The organism is Larkinella sp. (genome assembly GCF_965227735.1).
Taxonomy (GTDB): Bacteria; Bacteroidota; Bacteroidia; order Cytophagales; family Spirosomataceae; genus Larkinella.
In genome coordinates this window covers 4,565,659-4,589,174 of sequence record NZ_OZ245776.1, presented here as the reverse complement: position 1 = coordinate 4,589,174, position 23,516 = coordinate 4,565,659, and the positions used below count along the sequence as shown (strand labels likewise).

Annotated in this window: 23 protein-coding genes; 9 read left to right on the top strand and 14 right to left on the bottom strand. The window is 51.4% G+C overall.

The annotated features are described in order from the left end of the window. The first annotated feature begins 110 nt into the window (after nt 1–110). The 9 genes from ACO064_RS18005 (at nt 111) to ACO064_RS17965 (ending at nt 10,820) form a co-directional block, all read left to right on the top strand. Nucleotides 111–1,097, top strand: a complete 987-nt coding sequence (locus ACO064_RS18005; protein ID WP_421828620.1) for a nucleotide-diphospho-sugar transferase — start codon at nt 111–113, stop codon at nt 1,095–1,097. A gap of 12 nt (nt 1,098–1,109) precedes the next feature. Next, a complete protein-coding gene (locus ACO064_RS18000; RefSeq protein ID WP_421828619.1) occupies nt 1,110–2,213 on the top strand; it encodes a glycosyltransferase family 4 protein in 1,104 nt (367 codons plus the stop codon). A 249-nt stretch (nt 2,214–2,462) separates the two neighbouring features. Further along, entirely contained in the window at nt 2,463–3,275 is an 813-nt protein-coding gene (locus tag ACO064_RS17995) for a hypothetical protein (RefSeq protein ID WP_421828618.1), read from the top strand. A gap of 47 nt (nt 3,276–3,322) precedes the next feature. Continuing rightward, entirely contained in the window at nt 3,323–4,063 is a 741-nt protein-coding gene (locus ACO064_RS17990) for a glycosyltransferase family 2 protein (RefSeq protein WP_421828617.1), read from the top strand. After that, nucleotides 4,060–5,355 (top strand): O-antigen ligase family protein, encoded by a 1,296-nt coding sequence (locus tag ACO064_RS17985; RefSeq protein ID WP_421828616.1) that lies wholly within the window; start codon nt 4,060–4,062, stop codon nt 5,353–5,355. The genes ACO064_RS17990 and ACO064_RS17985 overlap by 4 nt, the downstream gene beginning before the upstream one ends. A 27-nt stretch (nt 5,356–5,382) precedes the next feature. Next, nucleotides 5,383–6,462, top strand: coding sequence for a glycosyltransferase family 4 protein (locus ACO064_RS17980; protein WP_421828615.1), 1,080 nt, complete (start codon nt 5,383–5,385; stop codon nt 6,460–6,462). Between the two features lie 71 nt (nt 6,463–6,533). After that, nucleotides 6,534–7,664: a glycosyltransferase family 4 protein gene (locus ACO064_RS17975; RefSeq protein WP_421828614.1), complete on the top strand. Its 1,131-nt coding sequence runs from the start codon at nt 6,534–6,536 to the stop codon at nt 7,662–7,664. Between the two features lie 304 nt (nt 7,665–7,968). Next, on the top strand, nt 7,969–9,306 hold the full coding sequence (locus ACO064_RS17970; RefSeq protein WP_421828613.1) for a sugar transferase: 1,338 nt from the start codon (nt 7,969–7,971) through the stop codon (nt 9,304–9,306). A gap of 26 nt (nt 9,307–9,332) precedes the next feature. Then, entirely contained in the window at nt 9,333–10,820 is a 1,488-nt protein-coding gene (locus ACO064_RS17965) for a capsule assembly Wzi family protein (protein ID WP_421828612.1), read from the top strand. 273 nt (nt 10,821–11,093) lie between these two features. Here ACO064_RS17965 and ACO064_RS17960 read toward each other — a convergent pair whose 3' ends face one another. The 14 genes from ACO064_RS17960 to ACO064_RS17895 all read right to left on the bottom strand — a co-directional run bounded on the left by ACO064_RS17960 (nt 11,094) and on the right by ACO064_RS17895 (nt 23,506). Then, nucleotides 11,094–11,612: an NADH-quinone oxidoreductase subunit J gene (locus ACO064_RS17960; protein ID WP_138994943.1), complete on the bottom strand. Its 519-nt coding sequence runs from the start codon at nt 11,610–11,612 to the stop codon at nt 11,094–11,096. Between the two features lie 10 nt (nt 11,613–11,622). Further along, nucleotides 11,623–12,186 (bottom strand): NuoI/complex I 23 kDa subunit family protein, encoded by a 564-nt coding sequence (locus ACO064_RS17955; protein WP_114404301.1) that lies wholly within the window; start codon nt 12,184–12,186, stop codon nt 11,623–11,625. A gap of 16 nt (nt 12,187–12,202) precedes the next feature. Further along, complete coding sequence (gene nuoH / locus ACO064_RS17950; RefSeq protein WP_421828611.1) at nt 12,203–13,354, bottom strand: NADH-quinone oxidoreductase subunit NuoH; 1,152 nt, start codon at nt 13,352–13,354, stop codon at nt 12,203–12,205. Between the two features lie 57 nt (nt 13,355–13,411). Next, nucleotides 13,412–14,497 (bottom strand): 2Fe-2S iron-sulfur cluster-binding protein, encoded by a 1,086-nt coding sequence (locus tag ACO064_RS17945; RefSeq protein WP_421828610.1) that lies wholly within the window; start codon nt 14,495–14,497, stop codon nt 13,412–13,414. Nucleotides 14,498–14,500: 3 nt separating this feature from the next. Beyond that, a complete protein-coding gene (locus tag ACO064_RS17940) occupies nt 14,501–14,935 on the bottom strand; it encodes a DUF29 family protein (protein WP_421828609.1) in 435 nt (144 codons plus the stop codon). A gap of 11 nt (nt 14,936–14,946) precedes the next feature. Further along, entirely contained in the window at nt 14,947–16,287 is a 1,341-nt protein-coding gene (nuoF, locus tag ACO064_RS17935) for an NADH-quinone oxidoreductase subunit NuoF (RefSeq protein WP_421828608.1), read from the bottom strand. A 49-nt stretch (nt 16,288–16,336) separates the two neighbouring features. Further along, on the bottom strand, nt 16,337–17,368 hold the full coding sequence (locus ACO064_RS17930; RefSeq protein WP_421828607.1) for a phytanoyl-CoA dioxygenase family protein: 1,032 nt from the start codon (nt 17,366–17,368) through the stop codon (nt 16,337–16,339). Nucleotides 17,369–17,416: 48 nt separating this feature from the next. Continuing rightward, nucleotides 17,417–17,914, bottom strand: coding sequence for a complex I 24 kDa subunit family protein (gene nuoE / locus ACO064_RS17925; RefSeq protein ID WP_138994947.1), 498 nt, complete (start codon nt 17,912–17,914; stop codon nt 17,417–17,419). A 6-nt stretch (nt 17,915–17,920) separates the two neighbouring features. Next, nucleotides 17,921–18,361: a DUF29 domain-containing protein gene (locus ACO064_RS17920; RefSeq protein ID WP_421828606.1), complete on the bottom strand. Its 441-nt coding sequence runs from the start codon at nt 18,359–18,361 to the stop codon at nt 17,921–17,923. 28 nt (nt 18,362–18,389) lie between these two features. Further along, on the bottom strand, nt 18,390–19,637 hold the full coding sequence (gene nuoD, locus ACO064_RS17915) for an NADH dehydrogenase (quinone) subunit D (protein WP_421828605.1): 1,248 nt from the start codon (nt 19,635–19,637) through the stop codon (nt 18,390–18,392). A gap of 115 nt (nt 19,638–19,752) precedes the next feature. Continuing rightward, nucleotides 19,753–20,256, bottom strand: a complete 504-nt coding sequence (locus ACO064_RS17910; protein ID WP_421828604.1) for an NADH-quinone oxidoreductase subunit C — start codon at nt 20,254–20,256, stop codon at nt 19,753–19,755. Between the two features lie 139 nt (nt 20,257–20,395). Then, entirely contained in the window at nt 20,396–20,941 is a 546-nt protein-coding gene (locus tag ACO064_RS17905; protein ID WP_114404311.1) for an NADH-quinone oxidoreductase subunit B, read from the bottom strand. 56 nt (nt 20,942–20,997) lie between these two features. After that, entirely contained in the window at nt 20,998–21,369 is a 372-nt protein-coding gene (locus ACO064_RS17900; RefSeq protein ID WP_114404312.1) for an NADH-quinone oxidoreductase subunit A, read from the bottom strand. Nucleotides 21,370–21,511: 142 nt separating this feature from the next. Then, entirely contained in the window at nt 21,512–23,506 is a 1,995-nt protein-coding gene (locus ACO064_RS17895; protein ID WP_421828603.1) for a sialate O-acetylesterase, read from the bottom strand. Nucleotides 23,507–23,516: the final 10 nt, after the last annotated feature.

Sequence of the window (23,516 nt, the reverse complement as noted above, 5' to 3'; positions counted from 1 at the left end):
GATCATGGTTTGGGAAATTTACGGCTTGTTCAGAAATTGCCGCTCAATAACCTTTTTGATCAGTTTATCGTTTATTTTGTACCTTATATCGTCAAAATAAACAAAATACAGTGACAACGCTTCAGGCCTCTCTGTTCGACGCGCCCCTTCAATTTGATATTCCAGTTCTCTTTATTTTGTTTAACCGGCCTTATCATGCCCGACGGGTTTTTGAACGCATTCGTCAGGTCCAACCCCGGGAATTGTTTGTATCGATCGATGGCCCCCGCCCCAACCACCCCACCGATGCGGAACAAGTGGCCCAATGCCAGGCCCTGCTGGACGAAATCGACTGGCCCTGTCAGGTTCAGCAATTGATTCAGGAGCAGAATCTGGGCTGCAAACATGCCGTCAGTACGGCCATCACCTGGTTTTTCCGGCAGGTAGAAATGGGCATTATTCTGGAGGATGATTGTTTGCCCGACCCAACCTTTTTTACCTTTTGCCGCGAAAATCTCTGGTACCACCTGAATAATACCGCTATTATGCACATTGGGGGTATTAATTTGCAAAATGGGCGGCAATATGGCGACGGTTCCTATTTTTATTCCAAAATTTGCCACGTCTGGGGGTGGGCAAGCTGGCGCCGGGCCTGGGAAAAGTATGACGTGACAATGTCGACTTATCCGGAATTTAGAAACCAGAAGCTGATTTCGGATATCTTCACCGATCCCCAGGTTCAGGAATTTTGGAACGATTCCTTTGATGGTACCTACAATGGGCTGATCAACACCTGGGATTTCCAGTGGTGTTATGCCATCTGGACTAATAATGGAATGTGTGTCAACCCCAATCAGAATCTTATTTCCAACATCGGTTTTGGCGGTGAGGCCACGCATACCAAAGACAACAATGAGACGTTTGCGAATAAACCGGTCTACCCGCTAAACGAAATCATTCATCCCCGGTTTATCATCGAGAATCGTCAGGCCACCGAATACTCGCTGCATCACTATTTTCGGAAACTAACCCGCATTAAACAGCGCGTGGAGGATATTAAAAAGCGAACTGGGTTAACGAACATGAAAACCACTTTCAAAAAGCACCTGCTTCCCTGAAAGCATCCCTGCATGAAGATTTTCTTTGATCATCAAACCTTTTCCCAGCAAAATTACGGCGGAATTTCCCGGTATTTCTGCGAATTGATTGCCGGCATCAACCAATTCCGAAACAAACATCAGGCTCATTTGTCACTATTGGTTTCCAACAATGTTTATTTGAAAGAAAAAAGTCTCCCCACGCTGCCTTTTTTCCCTGGCCAGCCTTTTGCCAGAACCCAGCCTTACCTCTACCACATTAACAAAGCCTTCAATCAGGTAGAAATGAGAACCCGGTCGTACGACATTTTTCATGCCACCTATTACGAACCTTACTTCTTAAAATTCATCCGCAAGCGGCCGGTTGTCATCACTGTCCATGACCTTATTCACGAAAAATATCACACAGTTTTTCCTGAATTGGCCGCTGATCATCAGGTTATGGCTTGGAAGAAGGAAATTATTTACCACGCGACGGCAATTATTGCCATTTCAGAAAATACCAAACGCGACTTGCTGGCATATTATGACATTCCACCCGAACGCGTTCGGGTCATTCACCACGGTTCGTCGGTTTCTCTGGATGAAACCCAGTCAGAACCCGCGTCCAAAGTGCCGTATCTGCTCTTTGTTGGAAACCGGGGTATGTATAAGAATTTCCTGCCCTTTATTCAGGCCGTTGCGCCCCTGCTGCTTTCCCATCAAATTCGGGTCATTTGTGCTGGTGGCGGCCCTTTTTCTCCCGAAGAAGAAACCGTCATCCAACAATTGAACATCCATGATCTCGTTGAACAACAACCCATTGATGATGCTTCGCTGCGCCGGTTATACCGCCAGGCCCTGGGTTTTGTGTTTCCTTCACTCTACGAAGGATTCGGCATTCCGGTGCTGGAAGCGTTTGCCTGTGGATGTCCCTGCCTGCTCAGCAACCGCAGTTCACTACCCGAAGTGGCGGGTGAAGCCGCGCTGTACTTCGACCCCGAGAACCGGGATTCCCTCCACCACGCCATCGAACTTTTCCTGAATAATCCGGCTTTAAGGCTTCAACTCGCCCGGCAGGGACGTCTCCAGTTGCAACAGTTCTCGTGGGATAGAACCGTTCGGGAAACACTTGATTTATACCAGTCTCTACAATAATATTTTTCCCTTTCAAGAGGAGTCCGGACCGATCCGCCCGGTAGTCAAACCGCAATTCCCTATCTTTGCGGCTTCGACGGAATGAACTACACACCGGAAAAGAAGGGCACCGTTCGCGGAGCCTTCCCTTTTTTAGCGGCTTCTATCTTACGCTCTGTTATGATCCTTGGGAAAATACTAAAGAAATTTCAGTTTTTTTCGGCGATGCTTCGGGAAACGCGGCACGAAGTATACGAAAACCGCGTCCTGATGGGAAAACTCCTTTCGATGCAGGCCCGGGAAATCAATTCCATTCAGGATGCTGAATTTAAAGTATTCTCCCAATACGGAGACGATGGCATCATCCAGTACCTGATCAAAGCGGCTACCATCCGTTCCCACAGCTTCGTGGAATTCGGCGTGGAGACCTACGTGGAATCGAACACCCGCTTTTTGTTGATCAATAACAACTGGAGCGGGCTGGTATTGGACGGCAGCGACCAAAATATTGCCTACATTCGGTCAGACCCCTTTTTCTGGCAACACCATCTCATTGCCAACCAGGCTTTTATCACCGCCGAAAATATCAATTCATTGCTAACCGACGCGGGGTTTAAAGGACCTTTGGGCTTGCTCAGCATCGACATCGACGGCAATGACTACTGGGTCTGGAAAGCCATCGATGCGGTGGATGCGGACATTGTCGTGGTGGAATACAATAGCCTTTTCGGTCCCGAAAGGCCCATTACGGTTCCTTACCAGCCGGATTTTGTACGCAGTAAGGCTCATTATAGCTACCTGTATTTCGGCGCATCGCTGGCGGCCCTTTGCGATCTGGCCACCGAGAAGGGCTATTCGTTTGTGGGGTGTAACAGCACCGGGGTGAATGCTTATTTTGTAAAAAATACTCAACTGGGATCTTTAAAACCGCTCACAGCCGCTGAGGGTTATGTGTATTCCAAGTTTCGCGAAGGGCGTGACCCGGACGGTAATCTGACCTATGCGACGGGTGATGATCGCATCGCCGTGATTCGCGGGTTGCCGGTTTTCAACACCCGAACCCAGTCGGTAGAACCGTTTTAAATCGCTTTTCTGGAGTGTTTCTTTCACGTCCTTCACCGGAGCTGTCTATGCCGCCATTGGTTTCCGTCATTACGGTTTGTTACAATAGCCAAAAACACATCGAACAAACCATTCAATCGGTTGTCAATCAAACCTATGCGCCCATTGAATACATTTTGATCGACGGAAAATCGACCGACCGGACGGTGGCGATCATCGAGCAATATGCCCGGCATTTTCCGGACCGAATCAAGTTTGTGTCTGAACCTGACAGCGGTATTTACAACGCCATGAACAAGGGCATCCGGCGGGCCACCGGCGAACTGATCGGCATCATCAACAGCGATGACTGGTACGAAACCGACGCTGTCGAACGGGTCGTGCAGGCTTACCAACAGTTCGGCCCCGCCGTTTACCACGGCATTCAGCGGACGTTCCTCGACGAGCAGGAAGCCTTTCTGATCCAGACGCACGCCAGCCAGCTTCCCAAAGGCAACATCGAACACCCCACCTGCTTTGTACCGGCGGCCTTTTACCAAACCGACGGGCTGTTCAGCGAACAATACCGCTATGTGAGCGATTATGAACTGATGCTGCGTTTGGCCGCGAACCAGCGCCCGTTTATTCCCCTCAACGCTGTTCTCAGTAACTTCCGGCAGGGCGGGGCGTCGCACCGGGCCGAAGCCGTTTGGGAAAACCTGCACCTCTGGCACAAAAAAGGCCTGCTGAGCCGCCGTCAATACCTGACCTGGCTCTACAAAGACAAACTGAAAGTATTCACCAAACGGCTCACCAGCCGAACCCCATGAAAATCAGGACGTTATTCTATATCGCCCTGCTGATCGGCCTGTTCGGAACCGTCACCAACCTGATCTTCATCAGCCCGTTGCCGTCGATTCTGGCGCTGGCGGTTTTGCCCTATCTGTTTTTCAGGCATTCGGTTTTCGTGATTCCCCGGTTCATTTATTACCTGTACATCTACTTTCTGTTTTCGCTGGCGGGTATTTTGATCTACTATCCGCCGTCTCTGCTCGCTTTCGGTTTTTACCGGTACGATGGCAACTTCATCATATCGTATCTGCCGCTGCTGCTGATCGCCTTTTTTTCGTACAATGTCGCCGTCGATTCCCTTTTTAAACGGTTTCTGGTCTTTGCTACCCTGGTCAATGGCGTTGCATTCGGCCTGAATCTGGTGCTGACCAATTTTGCGGCCATTACCGACTGGGGCAATCCGGAAACGTACTTCCACGGTTTTTTCAAAAGCACCAACGGCGCAGGCGGTTTCATCAGCATCGTACTGTCGCTCAACATCGTCCTGTTTTTGCAGGAACGCAAGCGGAAATGGCTGCTGATGATCTTCATCAATTTCGTCTTTCTGATCGCCACGACCTCCCGCGGTTCGCTGCTGGGTTTGATTGCCGGTTTTGCCTTTTACTTCTTCGACCGCACCAACCGGGCCTACCTGATTCGGCTGGCGCTTTTCGCCATTGTCGCCGTCCAGTGTGCGGTTTTGACGTATACTTACCCGCTTTATACGATGTATGTCCGCGACGCCGACCTGAGCGAAGCGGGGGCCAGCACCTACATTTCGCCCCTGTTTGGCGAAGTCAGCACCAAATCGGCCAACATCGCCATCCGCGCCGTCGAAACCTGGCCCCGCGCCGTCGACTGTTTTCTGCATTCGCCCCTGATCGGAACCGGTTTTGGCTCGGTCAACGACGTTCCGTTGCGTTACAAGGGTCTTCCGTATGTGGTCAGTCTCAACGACCAACCTAAAAAGGTCTTCAACGATGCGCATGCTCACCACTCATATCTGCACATTCTGGGGGAACAGGGCCTGGTCGGGCTGGCGATCTTCCTGCTGTTCTGGCACGCGCTGTATCGGTATCTGAAAAAAGGGGCAGACAGCATCGTGCAGAAATTTCTGCTGGTTTCGTATTTCAACCTGTCGGTCATGAGCTTTACCGAACACCGCATTACCTCTCCGTCCAACGCCTTGCCGCTGGTGATTGCGTTGTGTTTATACATGCTGAAACGAAATTTCGATACTAAAAAGAGAAACTCTGTGGTTAGTACTAGTAGTATGGAAAGCCCAATCTAATTTTACGACCGATCATTTACGCCTTCTATGAACCATAAATCAGTTGTTGTCAACGCCCGGTTTCTCACGCAACCCGTTACGGGAACGCAGCGGGTTGGCATTGAACTCGGAATGCGGTTGAAAAACTTGCTGCCGGACATTACGTTTTTAACGCCTTATAACATACTTCAGGAAGACATTGCAAAGGATTTAGGCGCTACGGTGTATGGCCGCAGCAAAGGGTATCTCTGGGAGCAGATCGAAATGCCGCTCTACCTCAAGAGTCAGGGTAGTCCGCTCTTGCTGAACCTCTGCAATACTGCCCCCATCGTTTACGACAACAAGATTGTCACGGTTCTGGATTTATCCTTTCACCGTCACCCGGAATGGTTTTCGAAAAAATTCTCGCTACTCTATAATTTTACCGTTCCCCGCATTGTCAAGTCGGCCCACAAAGTTTTGACGATCAGCGAATATTCTCTGAATGATCTGAATCAATTTTATCAGGTTCCGCGTTCGTCGCTGGACATTATTTACCCCAGCATTTCGGATATTTTCCTCTATCCGCCTGCGGTGAAAGGCGAAAATCCCTACGGAAAATACATTCTGGCGGTTTCGTCGCTCGATCCGCGCAAGAACTTCAAAGGGCTGATTCAGGCGTTTCAGGAAGCGAATTTGTCGGACACGAAGCTGGTGATTGTCGGAGCGGCCCACAAGGTATTCGCCGACAACGGGTTGAAAGAAATGATTCAGAACGACCCGTCCATTATTTTTACGGGTTACCTCAGCGATGCGCAACTGGTCAATCTGTATCAGAACGCGCTGTTTTTTGCCTACCCGTCCTTTTTTGAAGGCTTTGGCATACCGCCACTCGAAGCCATGTCGTGTGGCTGTCCCACGCTGGTGTCCGACACCACGAGCCTGCCCGAAGTGTGTGGCGACGCCAGCGTCTACGTCGACCCCTACGACATTGGCAGCATCCGCGACGGGCTAACGAAGCTGTACCGTGATGAATCGCTCCGCAAAACGCTGGTGGAGAAAGGGCGCGCGCGGGTCGAACGGTTCAGTTGGCAACAATCCGCGGAGAAACTGGCCGGAATTATTGCGGAAGTAGACAAGAGAGGTTAGAGAAAAGACAAGAGATTCATTTCCAGAAGTCTTTCATCTCTTGTCTCATTTCTTTTATCACAAAAAAAATCATGCTTGACAAAAAAGTCGCCCTGGTTCATGAATGGCTGGTTACGTTTGCCGGTTCCGAAAGCGTGGTCGAACAAATCCTGCAGCTTTATCCGCACAGCGATCTGTTCACGCTGGTCGACTTTCTGCCCGACTCGCAACGGCCCCTGATTTTGAATAAAACCGCTACGACGAGTTTTATCCAGAAACTGCCGTGGGCGAAAAAAAAATACCGGACCTACCTGCCCTTCATGCCGATGGCCGTCGAGCAGTTCGATCTGAGCGCCTACGACGTGGTGGTGTCGAGCAGCCATGCCGTGGCGAAGGGCGTGTTGACCGGCCCCAACCAGCTCCACATTTGCTATTGCCACTCGCCCATGCGGTATGCCTGGGATTTGTATCACCAATACCTAAGCGAAAGCGGCCTTAAAACCGGGGTGAGCGGAGCCGTCGCCAAACTGATTTTGCACTACATCCGGCTGTGGGATTATCAATCGGCCCAAAGGGTTGATTATTTTGTCGCCAACTCCCGCTATATTGCCCGCCGAATCCGGAAAGTGTACGGTCGCGATGCGGATGTGATCTATCCGCCCGTCGATACCAGGAAATTTGCGCTCTGTGCGCAGAAAGAAAACTACTACCTGACGGCTTCGCGGATGGTTCCCTACAAAAAAATAAATTTGATTGTAGAAGCATTTGCGACCATGCCCGACAAACGCCTGGTGGTGGTGGGCGATGGCCCGGACTTTGAAAAAATTAAACGGCTGGCAACGCCCAACATTGAGTTGGTTGGCTACCAATCCGACGCTGTGCTGATTTCGTATATGCAGAAAGCGAAAGCATTTCTGTTTGCTGCCGAAGAAGATTTCGGGATCACGCCCGTAGAAGCGCAGGCCTGCGGAACGCCGGTGCTGGCCTACGGGAAAGGCGGGGTTCTGGAGTCGGTGGTGGATCAGAAAACCGGCCTGTTTTTCGACCGGCAACAGGTCGATTCACTCGCCGAATGCGTGCAGCGGTTTGAACGAAGCGCCGACCTGTTCGACCCGGTTGCCATTCACCGGCACGCGCAACGGTTTAGCCGGGAAACCTTTCGTCAGGAATTTGATCGTTATGTGGCCCGCAAAACGACCGAATGGTTTTCGGCGAATCAGTAACCTGTAACGATCTGATTATTAAATAGAATAATCGCAAGAATAAATAAAATAACGGGTCCTTAGGATAAATAATAGCGCATTTTTCAATAAATTTTTGCCGAAAATCGTACAAATAACATGAACTTGGAGTTAATAAACAGTTAGGGTTTATACGCTCTGTTTATACTAAGTGTCTTTCATTTGTCACGAATTCAAGCGAGGGAGCGGTCTGGCAGTATAGTAATCTGCATGTGCAGCGGCTGTTCCAAACGAATTGCTTATGAAACACCGGTTTTCTTTTTTACTGCGTCCCTTTAGTGCAACGATGGATATCATCTCTCTGGATATCTGTTTTGCCCTTGCTTACCGGCTTAAATTTGGTTCAACAGCGGCTCTCTTCGATGCTCCCTACGTGACGCTGTTCTGGTTTATGAATGCCGCCTGGTTTTTGATTTTACTACTGAATAAGCCCTATAACTTTTCCCGGTTAACGTTTACGATCCAGAATCTGCTGGTGGGTCTTGCCAAGCTGGTTGGGCTTCACATCGCCCTGGTGTCGGTTTTTTGGGTGTTTACGAAGGGTGGCTTTGATTATTCCCGCGAGCAGCTTGCCCTGACGTATGTCCTGTTTCTTTGTGCCGGTTCGCTCTGGCGCTCGGTGGTGCTTATTCTGCTGAAAGTCTACCGCGCGATGGGCTACAACACCCGGCGGTTTGTGGTGGTTGGCTACGGGCCGCTTTCCCGGAGCATTCAGACGTTCTACCAGATGTATCCGGAAATTGGGTTCAAATTTTACGGGTATTTCGATAAAATGAATGCCGAAAATGCCACCGCCCTGCGGGGAGATTACAGTTATCTGAAAGAATTCATTACCCGCAACGAAATCGACTGCGTTTATTGCTGCTTGCCCTACATCGAGACAGAACAGTTGCGTGACGTCATGAATTTTTCGGAGGAAGCCAGCTACCAGGTGAAGCTGATTGTCGACTTCAAAGGGTTTCTCACGAAAGGCGTGACGGTTGAATACCACGACGTGCAGCCGGTGATTAGCCTGTCGACCCATTATCTGGACGATTTGCAGGTAAACGTATTCAAACGGGCTTTCGATATCGCTTTCTCGGCGAGTGTGCTCGCGGCTGGTGCGCCATTTTTTCTTATTATTGCACTCATTACCAAACTCAGTTCGAAAGGCCCCGCTTTTTATTCGCAGGAGCGGATTGGGAAGTGGGGAAAACCGTTCCGGATTTACAAATTTCGCAGCATGTATCCCGACGCCGAACGGGGCGGACCCGCTCTTTCGTCGGGCGACAACGACGACCGCATTACCCCCTGGGGGCAATTTATGCGAAAAACGCGTCTCGACGAATTTCCCCAGTTTTACAATGTGCTGAAGGGGGATATGTCGGTGGTGGGGCCTCGGCCGGAGCGGCAGTATTTCATTAATCAAATCGTCGAGAAATCGCCGGAATACAAGTATTTGCTGATGGTCAAACCCGGTATTACCTCCATCGGACAAATCAAATTCGGCTATGCCGAAAATGTTGAGCAGATGGTGCAGCGGCTGTGGTACGACCTTGAATATCTGCAAAATGTTTCTCTCTCGACCGACGTGTGGCTCATTGTCCAAACCGTCCGCGTCATGGTGCAGGGTAGAGGAAAGTAAACGTGTAGAGGTCACTTATTATATCTATGAACGTAAAAGCCGGGCTGGTGTTTCTCCTGTCCTGCTGCTGCTTATACCCGGTTTGGGGTCAGCGGGCTTACTTCCCGAAGACCACGCGGTATGATCTGCAGGCAGGCGCTTATCTCTCTTCGGGCGACCGCACGCCGTTCTGGTTGCGGGCCAACCAATTCGGTATCGTTCCCACGACCACACCCGCGGCCACCTTTCGGCTCGGCATTTCGTCTGATTATGGAAAACCGGTCATCGACAGCGGCATCATTCGCCAGAAAAAAGTCGACTGGGGTTATGGCGTCGATCTGGTTGCCAATGTAGCCGGTAACACAAAAATCCTGCTCCCGGAAGCCTACGTAAAAGCGCGTTACGGGCGCATCGAGTTCTACGCCGGTCGCCGTCGGAACGTTATCGGTCTGATGGATACGACGCTGACCTCCGGCTCGTTTGCCTGGTCGGGCAATGCGCTGCCCATTCCGGTGATTCAGATCGGAACCCAGGGGTTTGTTCCCGTTCCGCTGACCAAAAATTTTCTCGCCATTTATGCTTTCTACAACCACGGCTGGTTCGACAACAACCGGATTGTCCGCAACACATACCTGCATCAGAAGGTGCTGTATGGGCGCATGGGAAGACCGGGCTCCAAACTGAAACTATACGCCGGAATCAACCACCAGGTGCAGTGGGCGGGCTATTCGGATCAGATCTCACCGGATTTTACGAACAACGGGTATCTGCCCCGCAGTTTGAAAAACTACTGGTTTGTGGTTACCTCCCACCGCAATCCGAACAAAATCGATACGACCCTACCCAGTTTCGAAGAAAACCGGGTCGGCAATCACCTGGGTACGGTTGATGTGGCGCTGGAAGCCGATCTGGGCTCGTTGAATCTTTTCATGTACCGCCAGAGCATCTACGACGACGGCTCCCTGTTTTATCTGACCAACATCCGCGACGGTTTGAATGGAATCCGGCTGAGGAATACCCGACCCGAAAAAGCGTTTGTTTCGATCCATGAAGCCTTGTTCGAGTTTCTGTATACCAAGCATCAGGGGGGTGCCACGTTTCTGATCAACAATCCCGCCAAACGGGGACGCGATAATTACTTCAACCACTCCCAGTATGTCGATGGCTGGCTGTATGGAAACCGCACCATTGGCTCACCGTTTATGACCCCGGGCCGCGATGTTCGGGCGGGGCTACCCAACGGCGCCATTGGCAACAACCGGGTGAGCTTGCTACATTTTGGCCTGTCCGGCACCATTGGCCGGGTCGAGTGGCTGGGCAAATTGTCGTATAGCAGCAACATCGGAACCTACAATGAACCCTATACCAACAATCCCCGGCAGTGGTCAACGCTGTTCAGCCTGATGGCTCCGGTCAGTCTGGGTGGTTTGGGCGACTTTCAGATCAACGCGTCTTTTGCAAACGATTACGGCGGACTGCTCTACGACTCGGCGGGCGGTTACCTCGGGATTCGGAAAATCATCTCATCGCGGTAATCTGTTTCCTGCCGTCTTATTGCGGGATCTGCGTTGTTTCGCTGCCCGATTTCGCAGATGCGGAAGGGTTTTGTAGCAGGGTTTCTTTCATGGTTATCCAGACCATGATCCCGGCAGCCGCACAAAGCAGTGGAAAAACGCCCCATGACATGCCATCGTTCAGGTTGTTGATCAGACCCGCCTGAGAAACTGAAAACAGTGCGGTAGATCCAAAAAAAACAGGTTGTACTGCTTCCAGTACAACCTGTCCAATCTTTTCACACGAATCCCGGTCTAGAAGTGCCGGTCGCCCGGTTCACGTTTTCCCAGCATTACGGCCCCCACCATGGCGACCAGCAGCAGTACCGACGCCAGTTCGAACGGCAGCAAATAGTCGCGGTATAACACAAGGCCCAGGTTCTCGACCAGCCCCACTTTCGCACTGTAGGTCGATGGGTTGTAGGTAGCCATCGAAGCCGCCCGAAACACCGCCACCATTACGACGAGTAATACGCCACCGACGACCACGGCCGCCAGTTTGGTGATGGTGGTTTTGGCTTCTTCGTCCTCCGTTTTCATGTTCAGAAACATGATCACGAACAGAAACAAGACCATGATGGCACCGGCATAGACGATGATGTTGACGGCCGCCAGAAACTGGGCGTTCAGCAGGATGTAATGTCCCGACAGACAGAAGAACGTCAGAATCAGTGCCAGAACGCTGTGAATGGGGTTTCGGGCCGTCACCACGAACGATGCGCTCAGGAGGGTGATGGCGGTTAAGGCGTAAAATAAAATTTCAGTAGGTTTCATTTTTTCAATTTTACGAGACGGATCGCGAAAACGACGGTTCGGTGGGAGTTGCCTGCGCATCCGGGTTGGTGCGGATATACCGGTCGCTCATCTTCTCAACCAGTTCTTCTTTGCCATAAACGACCTGATCGCGTTCGGTGAAAATCGGCACCAGTTTGTCGTGGCGCAGATAAACCGCCTGTTTCGGGCAGGCTTCTTCGCACAATCCGCAGAAGATGCAACGCAGCATGTTGATCTCATAAACCGCTGCGTACTTTTCTTCCCGGTACAGGTTTTCTTCGCCTTTTTTACGCTCGGCAGCCACCATTGAGATGGCTTCGGCCGGACAGGCCACGGCGCACAGCCCACAGGCCGTACAACGCTCCCGCCCCTCTTCGTCGCGTTTCAGAATGTGGTGTCCGCGAAAAACCGGCCCTAAGTACCGTTTCACTTCCGGATACGGAATGGTCACTTTCTTGGCAAAGAAGTGTTTTATCGTGATGGCCAGTCCCTGAACGATCGCCGGAAGATACATCTTCTCCGCCATCGTCATTTCCTTGTTGCTGACCTCTTTGGATCGATTGGTTAGTTGCATAACTATCAGTGCGTTATCAGGTTCGTTGCGGTTGAACGACGGGTTTCGGGGCGCGGGCCGACGATACCATCGCCATGATCACCATCACGATGACAATGGCCCAACTGGCGTATTTAACATCGAATAACAGGCCGAAACCGGTTACGACAACATTCAGAATAGAGAGCGGAATGAAGGTTTTCCAGCCCAGGTTCATCAACTGATCATAGCGGAAACGCGGCAACGTCCAGCGCACCCACATGAAGAAGAAAATGAAGAAGAAAATCTTGCCGAACAGCACGATGGTTCCGACAAGCGTTGCCAGGTTGTGGCCGGTTGCCGCCCCCAACGACCCCGTCAGGGTTTCGCGTACCCAGTCCATACCGGGATAATTGTAGCCGCCAAAATACAGCGATGCAATAATGGCCGACGAAACGAACATGTTGATGTATTCGGCGAACAGGTAGAAACCCAGTTTCATGGAACTGTACTCGGTGTGATAACCGCCCACCAGCTCTGTTTCGCACTCCGGCAAATCGAAGGGTGTCCGGTTACACTCAGCAAACGCACAGGTCAGGAAAATAATGAATCCCAGTGGCTGGTTAAAGAGGTTCCAGGCAAAACCGTGCTGCTGTTCCACAATGGCCCGAATTGACAGCGACCCCGTCATCATCAGGATGGCAATGATGGACAGACCAAACCCGATTTCGTAGCTGATGTTCTGCGAAGCCGCCCGAATGGCACCCAATAACGAAAACTTGTTATTCGAGGCCCATCCGCCCACCATCAACCCGTAGACGCCCAATGACACGACGCCGAACACGTACAGAATGCCGATGTTGATTTCGACGCCCTGAACCGGGATCAGCAAGTCTTCATAGCGGATGCTTTCGCCAAACGGAATAACCGCACTCGACATCAAAGCCGTCAGAATAGCCAGACAGGGACCCAGAATAAAAAGCCACTTGTTGGCCTGTGACGGAATAAAATCTTCCTTAAAAAACATTTTCCCGGCATCGGCCAGCGGTTGAAAAATACCACCCGGTCCCGCCCGGTGAGGTCCAAAACGATCCTGAATAAAACCGGCTACCTTCCGTTCTGCCCAGGTCGAATACATGGCAATCAGCAAGGTCACTCCGAAGAGAACCACGATGAGAATACCTTTGATAATGAGTTCAGTCAGTTCCATATGTTTAAGAAATGAGACGATTGGCCATTGACGATTGACGATGGTCAATTAACCTTTTCAAGGTTCAGGGTCGTTGGCGTGGGGCAAAACCGGGGCAAACCGCTCCGGCGGCAATTGCTGAATGCCCAACTGCGAGGTATCCCGTTCGTCGTCGACGTGGGTGTACGTAGCCGCGGCCAGTTTCCGCTGGAAATCCGGCTTGATCACATCGCCCCGGTATTTGTTGGCCGAAATGACCGAACTGCGCGATATTTTTGTCGGCCCTTCGATGACCCAGTCGCTGGTTTTCTTTTTCTCGAAACGGCAGGTGTTGCAGATGAATTCAGTGACCTCGTTCCACTCGTTTTTGCGGGCCGTTACCCGGATCACCTCATCGCCCCGGTACCAAACCGTGGTTTTGCCGGAACAGGTCGGGCAATCGCGGTGGGCATCGACCGGTTTGGTAAACCAGACCCGGTTTTTGAAGCGGTAGGTTTTATCCGTCAACGCGCCCACCGGGCAAACATCGATAACGTTTCCCGAGAAATCATTATCGACCGCTTTCTCGATGTACGTACTGATTTCGGAGGCATCGCCCCGGCCTAACACGCCATGCACGCGTTTCTGCGTGATCTGGTCGGCGGTGTATACACAGCGGTAGCACAAAATGCAACGCGTCATGTGCAACTGGATGTAGGGCCCAATGTCCTGCTTTTCAAACGTCCGGCGTTCTTCCTCGTAGCGGGTGGTTGCCATGCCGTGGTTGAAAGCGAAGTTCTGCAGATCGCACTCACCGGCCTGGTCACAAACCGGGCAATCGAGCGGGTGGTTGATGAGCAGAAACTCAACGATGGCTTTCCGGGTGGTCAGCACCTGCTCGTTGGTCGAGTTTTCAACGATCATGCCGTCCTGTACGGGCGTGATGCACGACGCGACCAGTTTGGGCATCGGACGCGGATCTTTCGCCGAGCCAGCCGCTACCCGCACCAGACACGCCCGGCACTTGCCGCCACTGCCTTTCAGGGGCTGATAGTAACACATGGCCGGCGGGGCCACATTGCCACCGATTTTCCGGGCCGCCTGCAAAATCGTCGTTCCCGGTTCTACCTCGACTTCGATTCCGTCGATGGTAACTTTGACTAACTGCGGTTTTATATCTTCCATGAATTACGGTAACTCGTAATTTAAAATTTTATTCAGGACTTCAGCCTTGATCTGCTCAGAATTAATCATGTCGAGAAGCTGTTTAGGAGAAAATGCTCCGCCAAAAGCTTCTCCTGCGGCTTCTTTTAAAGCATAAGAGAATACTTCATCAATAGCCGCCTGCAACTCTTCAGGTTTCAAATAATACCCACCTGCACTGCGCCGTTTATTTGATTTGATAACACTAAATAAGGCATGGTCAATCGAACGCTCCCAAGAGCTTGTCGTTCTTTTTTCAGCTTGCTGTTTGATGATATGCACTAAAAGTACGACCAGAAAACTTTCTATTTTAACTATTTTGTCGTCCTTAGCTATTTCATCCATTTCGTCGATGAGAGCCAGCGCGCTCGAATAGTCGTGCTCCTCAATCATCTTCCGGAGTGCTTCTAACTCTTCCATCTTCTTATTAATTACACCAGCGCCATTTCGCCCTTGAACACCGCACCCGGTTGCGTGGCTTCAGTGGGGTGCGTGATGTGCCACTCGAACTCGTCGCGGAAATGGCGAATGGCGCTCGCGACCGGCCAGGCCGCTGCGTCGCCCAACGGACAAATGGTATTTCCTTCAATTTTTTTAGCCACATCGACCAGCAAATCGATGTCGTGCATGCTGCCGTGACCGTGTTCGATCCGGTGCAGCACTTTTTCCATCCAACCGGTTCCTTCGCGGCAGGGACTACATTGCCCGCAGGACTCGTGGTGGTAGAACCGGGAAAAATTCCACGTATTGCGAACGACACAGGCCGTTTCGTCAAACACGATGAAACCGCCCGAACCCAGCATCGTACCCGTCTGAAAACCGCCGTCCGACAACGATTCGTAGGTCATCAGACGTGGTTCGCCGTTGGCCAGTTTCGTAATCAGGTTAGCGGGCAGGATCGGTACCGACGAACCACCGGCCACGAGCGCTTTCAGATGATGGCCGTCGCGAATGCCGCCACACCATTCGTCAGAATAGAGAAACTCTTCGACCGGAACGCCCAGTTCGATTTCGTAAACCCCCGGTTTTTTGATGTGTCCGGAAGCCGAGATCAGTTTGGTTCCGGAGCTGCGGCCAATGCCAATGGCTGCGTAAGCATCCCCGCCATTGTTGATGATCCAGGCTGCTGTCGCAATGGATTCGACGTTGTTGACCACCGTCGGACACTGATACAAGCCTTTGACGGCCGGAAAAGGCGGTTTGTTGCGCGGGTTGCCCCGTTTACCTTCCAGCGACTCCAGCAGGGCGGTTTCTTCGCCACAAATATAGGCTCCTCCTCCCGGGTGAACGACCAGTTCGAGATCATAGCCCGAACCCAGAATATTTTTACCCAGAAAACCGGCTGCTTTTGCTTCGGCAATCGCTTTTTCAAGAATGCGAATCACGTACATCAGCTCGCCCCGCACATAAATGAACGACTTGTTCGCGCCCAGTGCGTAACTGGAAACGATCATGCCTTCGATGAGCAGGTGCGGAATGTTCTTCATCAGGTAGTGGTCCTTGAACGTACCCGGCTCCGATTCATCGGCGTTGCACACCAGGTAGCGGGGTACGCCTTCCGGCTTGGCCAGAAAACTCCATTTCATCCCCATCGGGAAACCCGCACCACCCCGACCGCGAATACCGGCTTTCTTCACTTCTTCCACGACGCCCTCCGGGCTCATGGTTTTGATGGCTTTTTCAACCGCCGTATAGCCGCCCTGTTTCCGGTATACATCGTAGGTTTCGATGCCGGGAACGTCAATATGTTCGAGCAGAATCTTTTTGCCCATAGCTTTATCTCAATAACGGGTTAAAATATAACCGTGAATCTCCAGACACTTAGTTCCATTCTTTTCCGGCCGTCATCACATCCTCTTCGGCCAGATTGGTTGGGTTTGCATAAATTGTAATACCGTTGTGAAGTTGGGCGATGGATTTCTCCCCTTCTTCAAAACGGTGTTTCGGATACGAACGCAGGGTCGAATAGTGACAAACAAACGATTTCCGCGTCAGTTCCGGTTTATTAATCCGGCTGCCACCGTGCGCCAGGGCACCGTGCCAGAGCAGGACGTCTCCCTTTTTCAAGAGCAATATGGTACCTTTAATGCCGTTTTTCGCACACGTCTTATTGAGGTAGTTCGTGAATTCGTCGGGCGTGTAGAAGGAGTCCTGTTCACTAAACAGAATTCCGGTGCCGAAATCGAATTTGGGCAGGCGGTGCGAACCCGGGTAATATACCAGCGGACCCGAGTCGGGGCTGACGTCTTCGAGCGGAATCCAGGCGGCTGCCAGGTGGCTGGCGATCTTCGAGCGCACCCAGGGATAATCCTGGTGCGTCCCCTGCTGACTCCCGTATTTAAAAATCAGACTCTGAAAAACCGTCGTTTTTTCGTTAAAAACAGCTTCCAGAAACGTGGCCAGATGGGGGTGCGTCATCACTTTCTTGGCCCCAATCGAACTGTTGTGGTATTCCAGCAAGCGCGACCCGATGCCTCTCAGTTTTTCTTTGGGAACTTCCTTCACGGGCGTTTCCTTTCCATCGTTGAACTGGTACACCAACGATTTGACGGAATACTTTTCGTTGTTTTCAACCACCTCTTCCACTTCCTGCCACAGATTGTCGAGCCACTGGGGCGGTATGGCCTTTTCCAGAATGACGTAGCCGTTATCACGCCAGTCGCGCAGTAGTTTGGCTAAATCGTAGGGAAAATCTTTCGGCGTTTTAAAAGTCTTGACAAAAGCGTCGATGTTGGCATCGGATCGATCAATCCAGGGCAGTGTATCTTCCTCAAAATCAAGCGGTGAATTTTTCATCCGGAACTTAACCATCCGGTACAACCGACGAAGCTTATCTTTCAACTTGCTTTCCATGCGTAATTGTTCTTCGTTGAATTTAAGGTTGATGTGTGTACTGGTATTTTATCGGCTCAATTCGGCAATGATTTCATCGACTTTATCCCGCGTCAGGTTCATGTAGTATTGTTCCCGAATTTGAAAAACCGGTCCCATCCCACAAGCGGCCAGACATTCGACTTCTTTCAGGGTAAACTTTTGATCGGCGGTGGTTTCGCCCGCCTGAATACCGAGCTTCTGTTTCAGATAATCGTAGATTTCTTCCCCGCCCATCAGGCAGCAAGGCCCCGTCCGGCAGTATTCAATGACGTGTTTTCCAACCGGGTCCAGGTGGAACATGGTGTAGAACGTAGCGACTTCATACACTTCAATCGCCTGAATGGACAGCATCCGGCCGACGTAATCCATCACTTCCGGACTCAGCCAGCCCCATTGTTCCTGCGCCAGGTGCAAGAGCGGCAACAGTGCCGATTTCTGGCGTTCAGCCGGGTAACGGTCAATCATTTCCTGCGCTATTTTCAGACGCTCAGGGGTAAATTCTACGGTATTTTGCGTTTCCGTCATATCGGTTTACAGCAGGTATTCATCTTCAAAAACTTCCTGCCACGTTAATGGAGCAGGTTCAAATTTATCTTTACGCGACAGGTTCATTTCGGCCTTGGCTTCTTCAGTTGCGTCCTTAAAATTTTCCTGCCAACTATTCTCAATAAACTGCGCGTTCAAAGACGGCATGTATTTCTGGAGTTTTTGAATTTCTCTCCGGGCATTGACAATCGTTCGTACCCAACTGGTTGACCGTTTTTGGGGTTGATAACGCCATTTTAAGATATGAACCATCAGCCGAACAAGCTGACTTTCCAAGGCCCGTTTGTCAGCATTCGACATATTTTCGTACAGTTCATCCAACCCTTCCATGGCTTCTTCATACTCCTTATCTTCGATAAGTTTCCGAATGGTTTCAACTGTATCCAGGTGAGACGTTATGACTAAATCCTGCCAGTCGGGTTTCATAATCCCTCCTTTCCCCTTTAACCGGGTTTTACGAATCCAATTCGCCCGCAATAACGTTCAGGCTACTCATAATCACAATGGCATCCGACAAGGTCGTTCCCACACACATTTCCGGATAGGCCTGGTAGTAAATGAACGAGGGCCGACGGAAGTGCAAACGATAGGGCGCCCGGCCTCCGTCGCTGATCAGGTAAAAACCGAGTTCTCCATTGCCGCCTTCAACGGCATGATAAACCTCGCCCACCGGCGCATCGATTTCACCCATCACAATTTTGAAGTGATAAATGAGGGCTTCCATGTTGCGGTATACTTCTTTCTTCGGCGGCAGGTAATACTCCGGCGCATCGGCGAAATACGGTCCTTCGGGCAGGTTTTCAAGCGCCTGCTCCACAATCCGCAGACTCTGCCAGATTTCCTCGTTCCGCACCATAAACCGGTCGTAGGTGTCGCCACTCTTGCCAACCGGAATATCAAATTCAAAATCCTGGTAGGATGAATACGGATTCATGACCCGAACGTCGTAATCGACCCCGGCAGCCCGCAGGTTGGGTCCGGTAAAACCGTAGTTCAGCGCGCGTTCGGCCGTAATCCCGCCCACGTCGATGATACGATCCATGAAAATCCGGTTGCGGTTGAACAGTTTCTCAAACTCGCGCATGATCGGCGGAAACCGCTTGATAAACGCCCGGATTTTACGAATGGCTTCCGGCGACAGATCGCGTTCCATGCCGCCAATCCGGCCCATGTTGGTGGTCAGACGTGCTCCGCAGACTTCTTCGTAGATTTCGTAGATGTTTTCGCGTTCTTCGAACAGATACAGAAAACCGGTAAAAGCGCCCGTATCCACGCCCAGAATCCCGTTACAGATCAGGTGATCGGCAATTCGGGCCAGTTCCATCATGATCACGCGAATGTATTCCGCCCGCTTCGGCACCGTCACGCCCAGCAACTTTTCGACCGTCATGTGCCAGCCAAAATTGTTGATCGGCGACGAACAGTAGTTCATCCGGTCGGTCAGCGTGGTAATCTGGTAGAATGGCCGCCGTTCGGCAATTTTTTCGAACGCCCGGTGAATGTAGCCAATCGTCTGCTCGCCCGACACGATCTTTTCGCCATCCATTTGCAGGATGTTCTGGAAAATACCGTGCGTGGCCGGGTGCGTCGGACCAAGGTTCAGAGTCGTTAATTCGTTGACGTACTGAACCGATTCTTCGGGTTTAGCCGGTAAATCACTCCCCGCTGCGTTTTTATTCGATATATCAAGTACAGTGCTCATGAAACTTTGAATTAGGGCTGGATGGCTTTGATGGTTCAAAAGGGTTAGATGGTTAAACGATCACGATTTCAGTCAACCCTTTAACCATTAAAACCATTCAACCATTGAAGCCACCTTATCTTCCAAAAAGTGCATCAATCTTGTCTTCGCGCGTCGGATCTTCGAGCGGGTATTGTTTCCGCATCGGAAAGTAATCCATGTCTTCCATGTTCAGAATCCGGGTCAGTTTCGGATGACCGTCGAAAATGACGCCGAAGAAATCGTAGGTTTCGCGTTCCATCCAGTTGGCACTCAGGTAAACCGTCGTGGCCGTCGGAATGTGCAAATCGGCTTCGGCCAGAAAAACCTTGATGCGAATCCGGAAGTTATTGACCAGGCTGTGAAGTTGATAGACGACACAAAACTCGCGCTCCGGATTCGGATCGTCCGGGTAATGAATACCGCACAAGGTGGTCAGAAAACTAATCTGATAAATCGGATGAGCATTCAGGTATTGAAGCATCGGAATGATCTGCTCCCGCGTGGTCGACAACGTGAGCATGCCGTACGGATCATCAAAATCGTAAACGTCTTCTCCAAACTGGCGGATCAGGTCTTTAGCAACTTCTTCGTTAGTCATGAAAATTGATCATCAAATTGCTGAATGGTTCTGATGGTTGACTGGTTAAATTGCTAAATGGTTAAAATGGTTACAAATTTTCAGATAACCATTTAACCATTAAAAACCATTTAGCCATTAAAACCGTATACCCATTCAATCATTGAATATTATACGATTCCAGCAGATGCTGATACTCCGGTGAATTTCGCCGGCGCAGGGATTCGTTGATCGATAACTGTTGCACTTGCATCAACCCATCCAGAATCTGTTCCGGGCGGGGCGGACAGCCCGGCACATACACATCGACCGGAATGATGCGGTCAATGCCCTGCAAAACGCTATAAGTGTCAAAAATACCGCCACTCGACGCACAAGCGCCGATGGCGATCACCCAGCGGGGTTCAGCCATTTGCAGATACACCTGCTTCAGAACCGGAGCCATCTTTTTGGCAATTGTTCCGGCCACCAGCAGGACATCGGCCTGACGGGGCGAAAAGCTCGGGCGTTCGGCTCCAAACCGGGCAATGTCATAACGCGATGCCATGGTCGACATAAACTCGATGCCACAACAGGAGGTTGCAAACGGCAAAGGCCACAGCGAATTCGCGCGGGCCAGACCAATTATTTTATCAAATGAAGTTGCCTGAAAACCGGGGCCTTCGTAACTGGCGGGGGCTTCGGCTATCTTGATGTCACTTGCCATGCTGTGTTGGTTGTTTGTTGATAACAACAAATTAACATTTTATACTGCATTTCAGTTTACTCCCACTTCAATACGCCTTTTTTCAGGATGTAATAGAAGCCGGACAGCAGCAATCCCATAAAGAGAATCATTTCCAGAAATCCCGCCATGCCCAGGCTTTTGAAATTGACGGCCCAGGGATACATAAAGATCACTTCCACATCAAAAAGTACAAAAAGGATGGCAATCAGGAAGTACTTGATGGAGATCGGGGTCCGGGCGTCACCTTCGGAGGGGATTCCGCACTCAAATGCAGCGTCTTTTTTCTGGCTGTTCCGCTTGGGTCCGATGTTGTGCGTGACAAACATCGTGGTAACAATAAATCCCAGCGCCAATCCCAATTGGATAAAAATCGGCAGGTAATCTGAAGGCAAATAGGTTGTGTCCATACGAGGTTGCAGAAAGCACCGCAAGTTAGCGATATTTCAAACACGAAATTATCTTTCAAATTTACCACATAAGCGCGGATTTATCAACACAAAGCGGGTCTTCCACCGGAATGAAAGACCCGCTTTGTTTCGGTTTCGTTGGTTACTTGATCCAAACCCGCCGGGTGGCCTTATAGCCGTCGGCTTTCACCCGAATGATGTAATTCCCCGGCGAATACGTTGACAGATTGATGGCCAGTTGGTTATCAAAAACCGGCACCAGCGTTGTATAAATCACCTGACCGCTTAGGGTTGAGACCGTTACGTTGGCATTGGTGATGTTTTCCTTGATTTCCAGCCGGACAATACCGTCGGCCGACGGGTTGGGAAATGCAATGATCCCGGTACTGGCATTATCGTTACCGATGTAGCTGACGTTGTTTGAATACAGGGAATAACACACCAGCGAACTGCTGCCGACGGTAAATGTGGTTTTGGAGCGGGCCGAATATTCTCCGTTTTGCGTAACTTTTATAATATCGGAATTACCACCGACCACGTTCCCGCCGGTTCTCCAGTCATATTGCCGCCGGGCTGCGGCAGCCCCCGCGGGCGGAAAAGCCTGCAATGAGAACGGCCCCCGCTGTGCAATGGTGGGCGGGGCCTGCTTCGGCTGAATGATCAGGCTGGCAGGCGCAGAAACCGCTGAGGTGCAGCCATAGAGATTAACGGCCCGGGCCGTGTAGGAACCCGCCGTTCCGACGGTCAGTTGCCGGGTTGTGGCATTGGTGCTCCAGACGATGCTGTTGGCAACGGGGCTATCGGTTGAAAACGTGAATGTTGAATCGGCGCAAGCCTGCTGTGTTCCCGACTGGGTGATGGTTGGAGCGACCGGCACCAACGGAGCGGCTATGGTCACCGAGGGAGAAATAAAGGTGGTTCCACCGTCGTCTTTGGCAATGGCATAATAGGTTCCGGGGGCTGTGACGGCCAAGGTGCTTCCTTTCTGTCCGTTGCTCCAGGTTACATTCGTGAGTTTGAATGGGGTATTGTCCCGGTCCCGGACTTCCGACTGCAGGCTCAGATTAATCCCCTGATTGGTGGAGGCACAGGCAACGGTCAGTTCCGGAGTCGGCAACGGCAGCAAGGGAATGGCTCCGGTAAAAAACCGCTCGTCCATGCTGGCAAACCAGGCTTCGGCATACTGGCGAAGGCCGTCGCCACCGAAGTGCGTCCCACCGTCGTTGTTGACGGCATCAAAACGCGGAATCTGAATGCGGTCGGTTTCCGGTCCGGCAAAAACATTGTTATTGAAGGTACCAATTACCTGATTCTGAGCGGCAATGATTCCGGGGTCAACACGGCCGAGGTTGTAGGACGACCGAGCCAGCATCCAGGAGGGATAGCGCCGGGTGTCGGCCCGGGTTTTATTGATTAGCAACTGCATCCAAAGCCGGTATTGTTCCTGCTGGAGTCGCAGGTGATTATCAGTCTCGCCCTGCTGCCACAAAACGGCCCGAAGGCCCTGGAGTGAACTGAAATACCGCAACGAAATCAATAAATTTCCGTAGGGCATTCCGGCCGGAAAATTCTGGTCGATATACACATTTTTCGACGTTCCGCCGTCGAAGCTTTCAATCCAGTTCTGAATGGCGGTTCCGGCCCAGGCGGTGTTGATGAACAAAACCGGGACGTTGTATTTTCGGGAAATCAGATCGCCTAGCTGACCCCAGCACCAGGCACTCTGGCCCCGCGGCCCCACGAGGGCGTCGGCACCCAATTGCCGGAAGCTGGGCGAAGGCGGATTTTCGAGGGAGCTGGCAACTGAGTTATCGTAGGTGATGCAGTTGACCCGGTCGTCGGTGGCCCCTTCGGCTCCCCGCTGCTGAAAGCCCTGGGCGTTCGACTGCCCGGTAATGATGAAGACTTCGCCAATTCCGATCCGAACGACATTATCCTGCCCCACCAGCGTATTTCCCTGCCAGGCGCGGGCTTCCAGCCGGTACCAGCCGCCCCTTCCTTTGAGCGGGCCCTGAAAGATACCGCCTTTCGGATCGGTCTGAATGGTTTGCCATTCGGTGTCGATGCCTTGCCCGTCGTTCATTTTTACCAGCCGGGCTTCCACTTTCGTAATCGGCTGGGCGTAGGTGCCTGCCACGTAAATCGTA

Bases quoted from the DNA above. Each gene is read 5' to 3' on its own strand.
- ACO064_RS18000 (WP_421828619.1), top strand. From the start codon at position 1,110: ATGAAGATTTTCTTTGATCATCAAACCTTTTCCCAGCAAAATTACGGC.
- ACO064_RS17995 (WP_421828618.1), top strand. From the start codon at position 2,463: ATGGGAAAACTCCTTTCGATGCAGGCCCGGGAAATCAATTCCATTCAG.
- ACO064_RS17990 (WP_421828617.1), top strand. From the start codon at position 3,323: ATGCCGCCATTGGTTTCCGTCATTACGGTTTGTTACAATAGCCAAAAA.
- ACO064_RS17985 (WP_421828616.1), top strand. From the start codon at position 4,060: ATGAAAATCAGGACGTTATTCTATATCGCCCTGCTGATCGGCCTGTTC.
- ACO064_RS17980 (WP_421828615.1), top strand. From the start codon at position 5,383: ATGAACCATAAATCAGTTGTTGTCAACGCCCGGTTTCTCACGCAACCC.
- ACO064_RS17975 (WP_421828614.1), top strand. From the start codon at position 6,534: ATGCTTGACAAAAAAGTCGCCCTGGTTCATGAATGGCTGGTTACGTTT.
- ACO064_RS17970 (WP_421828613.1), top strand. From the start codon at position 7,969: ATGGATATCATCTCTCTGGATATCTGTTTTGCCCTTGCTTACCGGCTT.
- ACO064_RS17965 (WP_421828612.1), top strand. From the start codon at position 9,333: ATGAACGTAAAAGCCGGGCTGGTGTTTCTCCTGTCCTGCTGCTGCTTA.
- ACO064_RS17960 (WP_138994943.1), bottom strand. From the start codon at position 11,612: ATGAAACCTACTGAAATTTTATTTTACGCCTTAACCGCCATCACCCTC.
- ACO064_RS17955 (WP_114404301.1), bottom strand. From the start codon at position 12,186: ATGCAACTAACCAATCGATCCAAAGAGGTCAGCAACAAGGAAATGACG.
- nuoH (WP_421828611.1), bottom strand. From the start codon at position 13,354: ATGGAACTGACTGAACTCATTATCAAAGGTATTCTCATCGTGGTTCTC.
- ACO064_RS17945 (WP_421828610.1), bottom strand. From the start codon at position 14,497: ATGGAAGATATAAAACCGCAGTTAGTCAAAGTTACCATCGACGGAATC.
- ACO064_RS17940 (WP_421828609.1), bottom strand. From the start codon at position 14,935: ATGGAAGAGTTAGAAGCACTCCGGAAGATGATTGAGGAGCACGACTAT.
- nuoF (WP_421828608.1), bottom strand. From the start codon at position 16,287: ATGGGCAAAAAGATTCTGCTCGAACATATTGACGTTCCCGGCATCGAA.
- ACO064_RS17930 (WP_421828607.1), bottom strand. From the start codon at position 17,368: ATGGAAAGCAAGTTGAAAGATAAGCTTCGTCGGTTGTACCGGATGGTT.
- nuoE (WP_138994947.1), bottom strand. From the start codon at position 17,914: ATGACGGAAACGCAAAATACCGTAGAATTTACCCCTGAGCGTCTGAAA.
- ACO064_RS17920 (WP_421828606.1), bottom strand. From the start codon at position 18,361: ATGAAACCCGACTGGCAGGATTTAGTCATAACGTCTCACCTGGATACA.
- nuoD (WP_421828605.1), bottom strand. From the start codon at position 19,637: ATGAGCACTGTACTTGATATATCGAATAAAAACGCAGCGGGGAGTGAT.
- ACO064_RS17910 (WP_421828604.1), bottom strand. From the start codon at position 20,256: ATGACTAACGAAGAAGTTGCTAAAGACCTGATCCGCCAGTTTGGAGAA.
- ACO064_RS17905 (WP_114404311.1), bottom strand. From the start codon at position 20,941: ATGGCAAGTGACATCAAGATAGCCGAAGCCCCCGCCAGTTACGAAGGC.
- ACO064_RS17900 (WP_114404312.1), bottom strand. From the start codon at position 21,369: ATGGACACAACCTATTTGCCTTCAGATTACCTGCCGATTTTTATCCAA.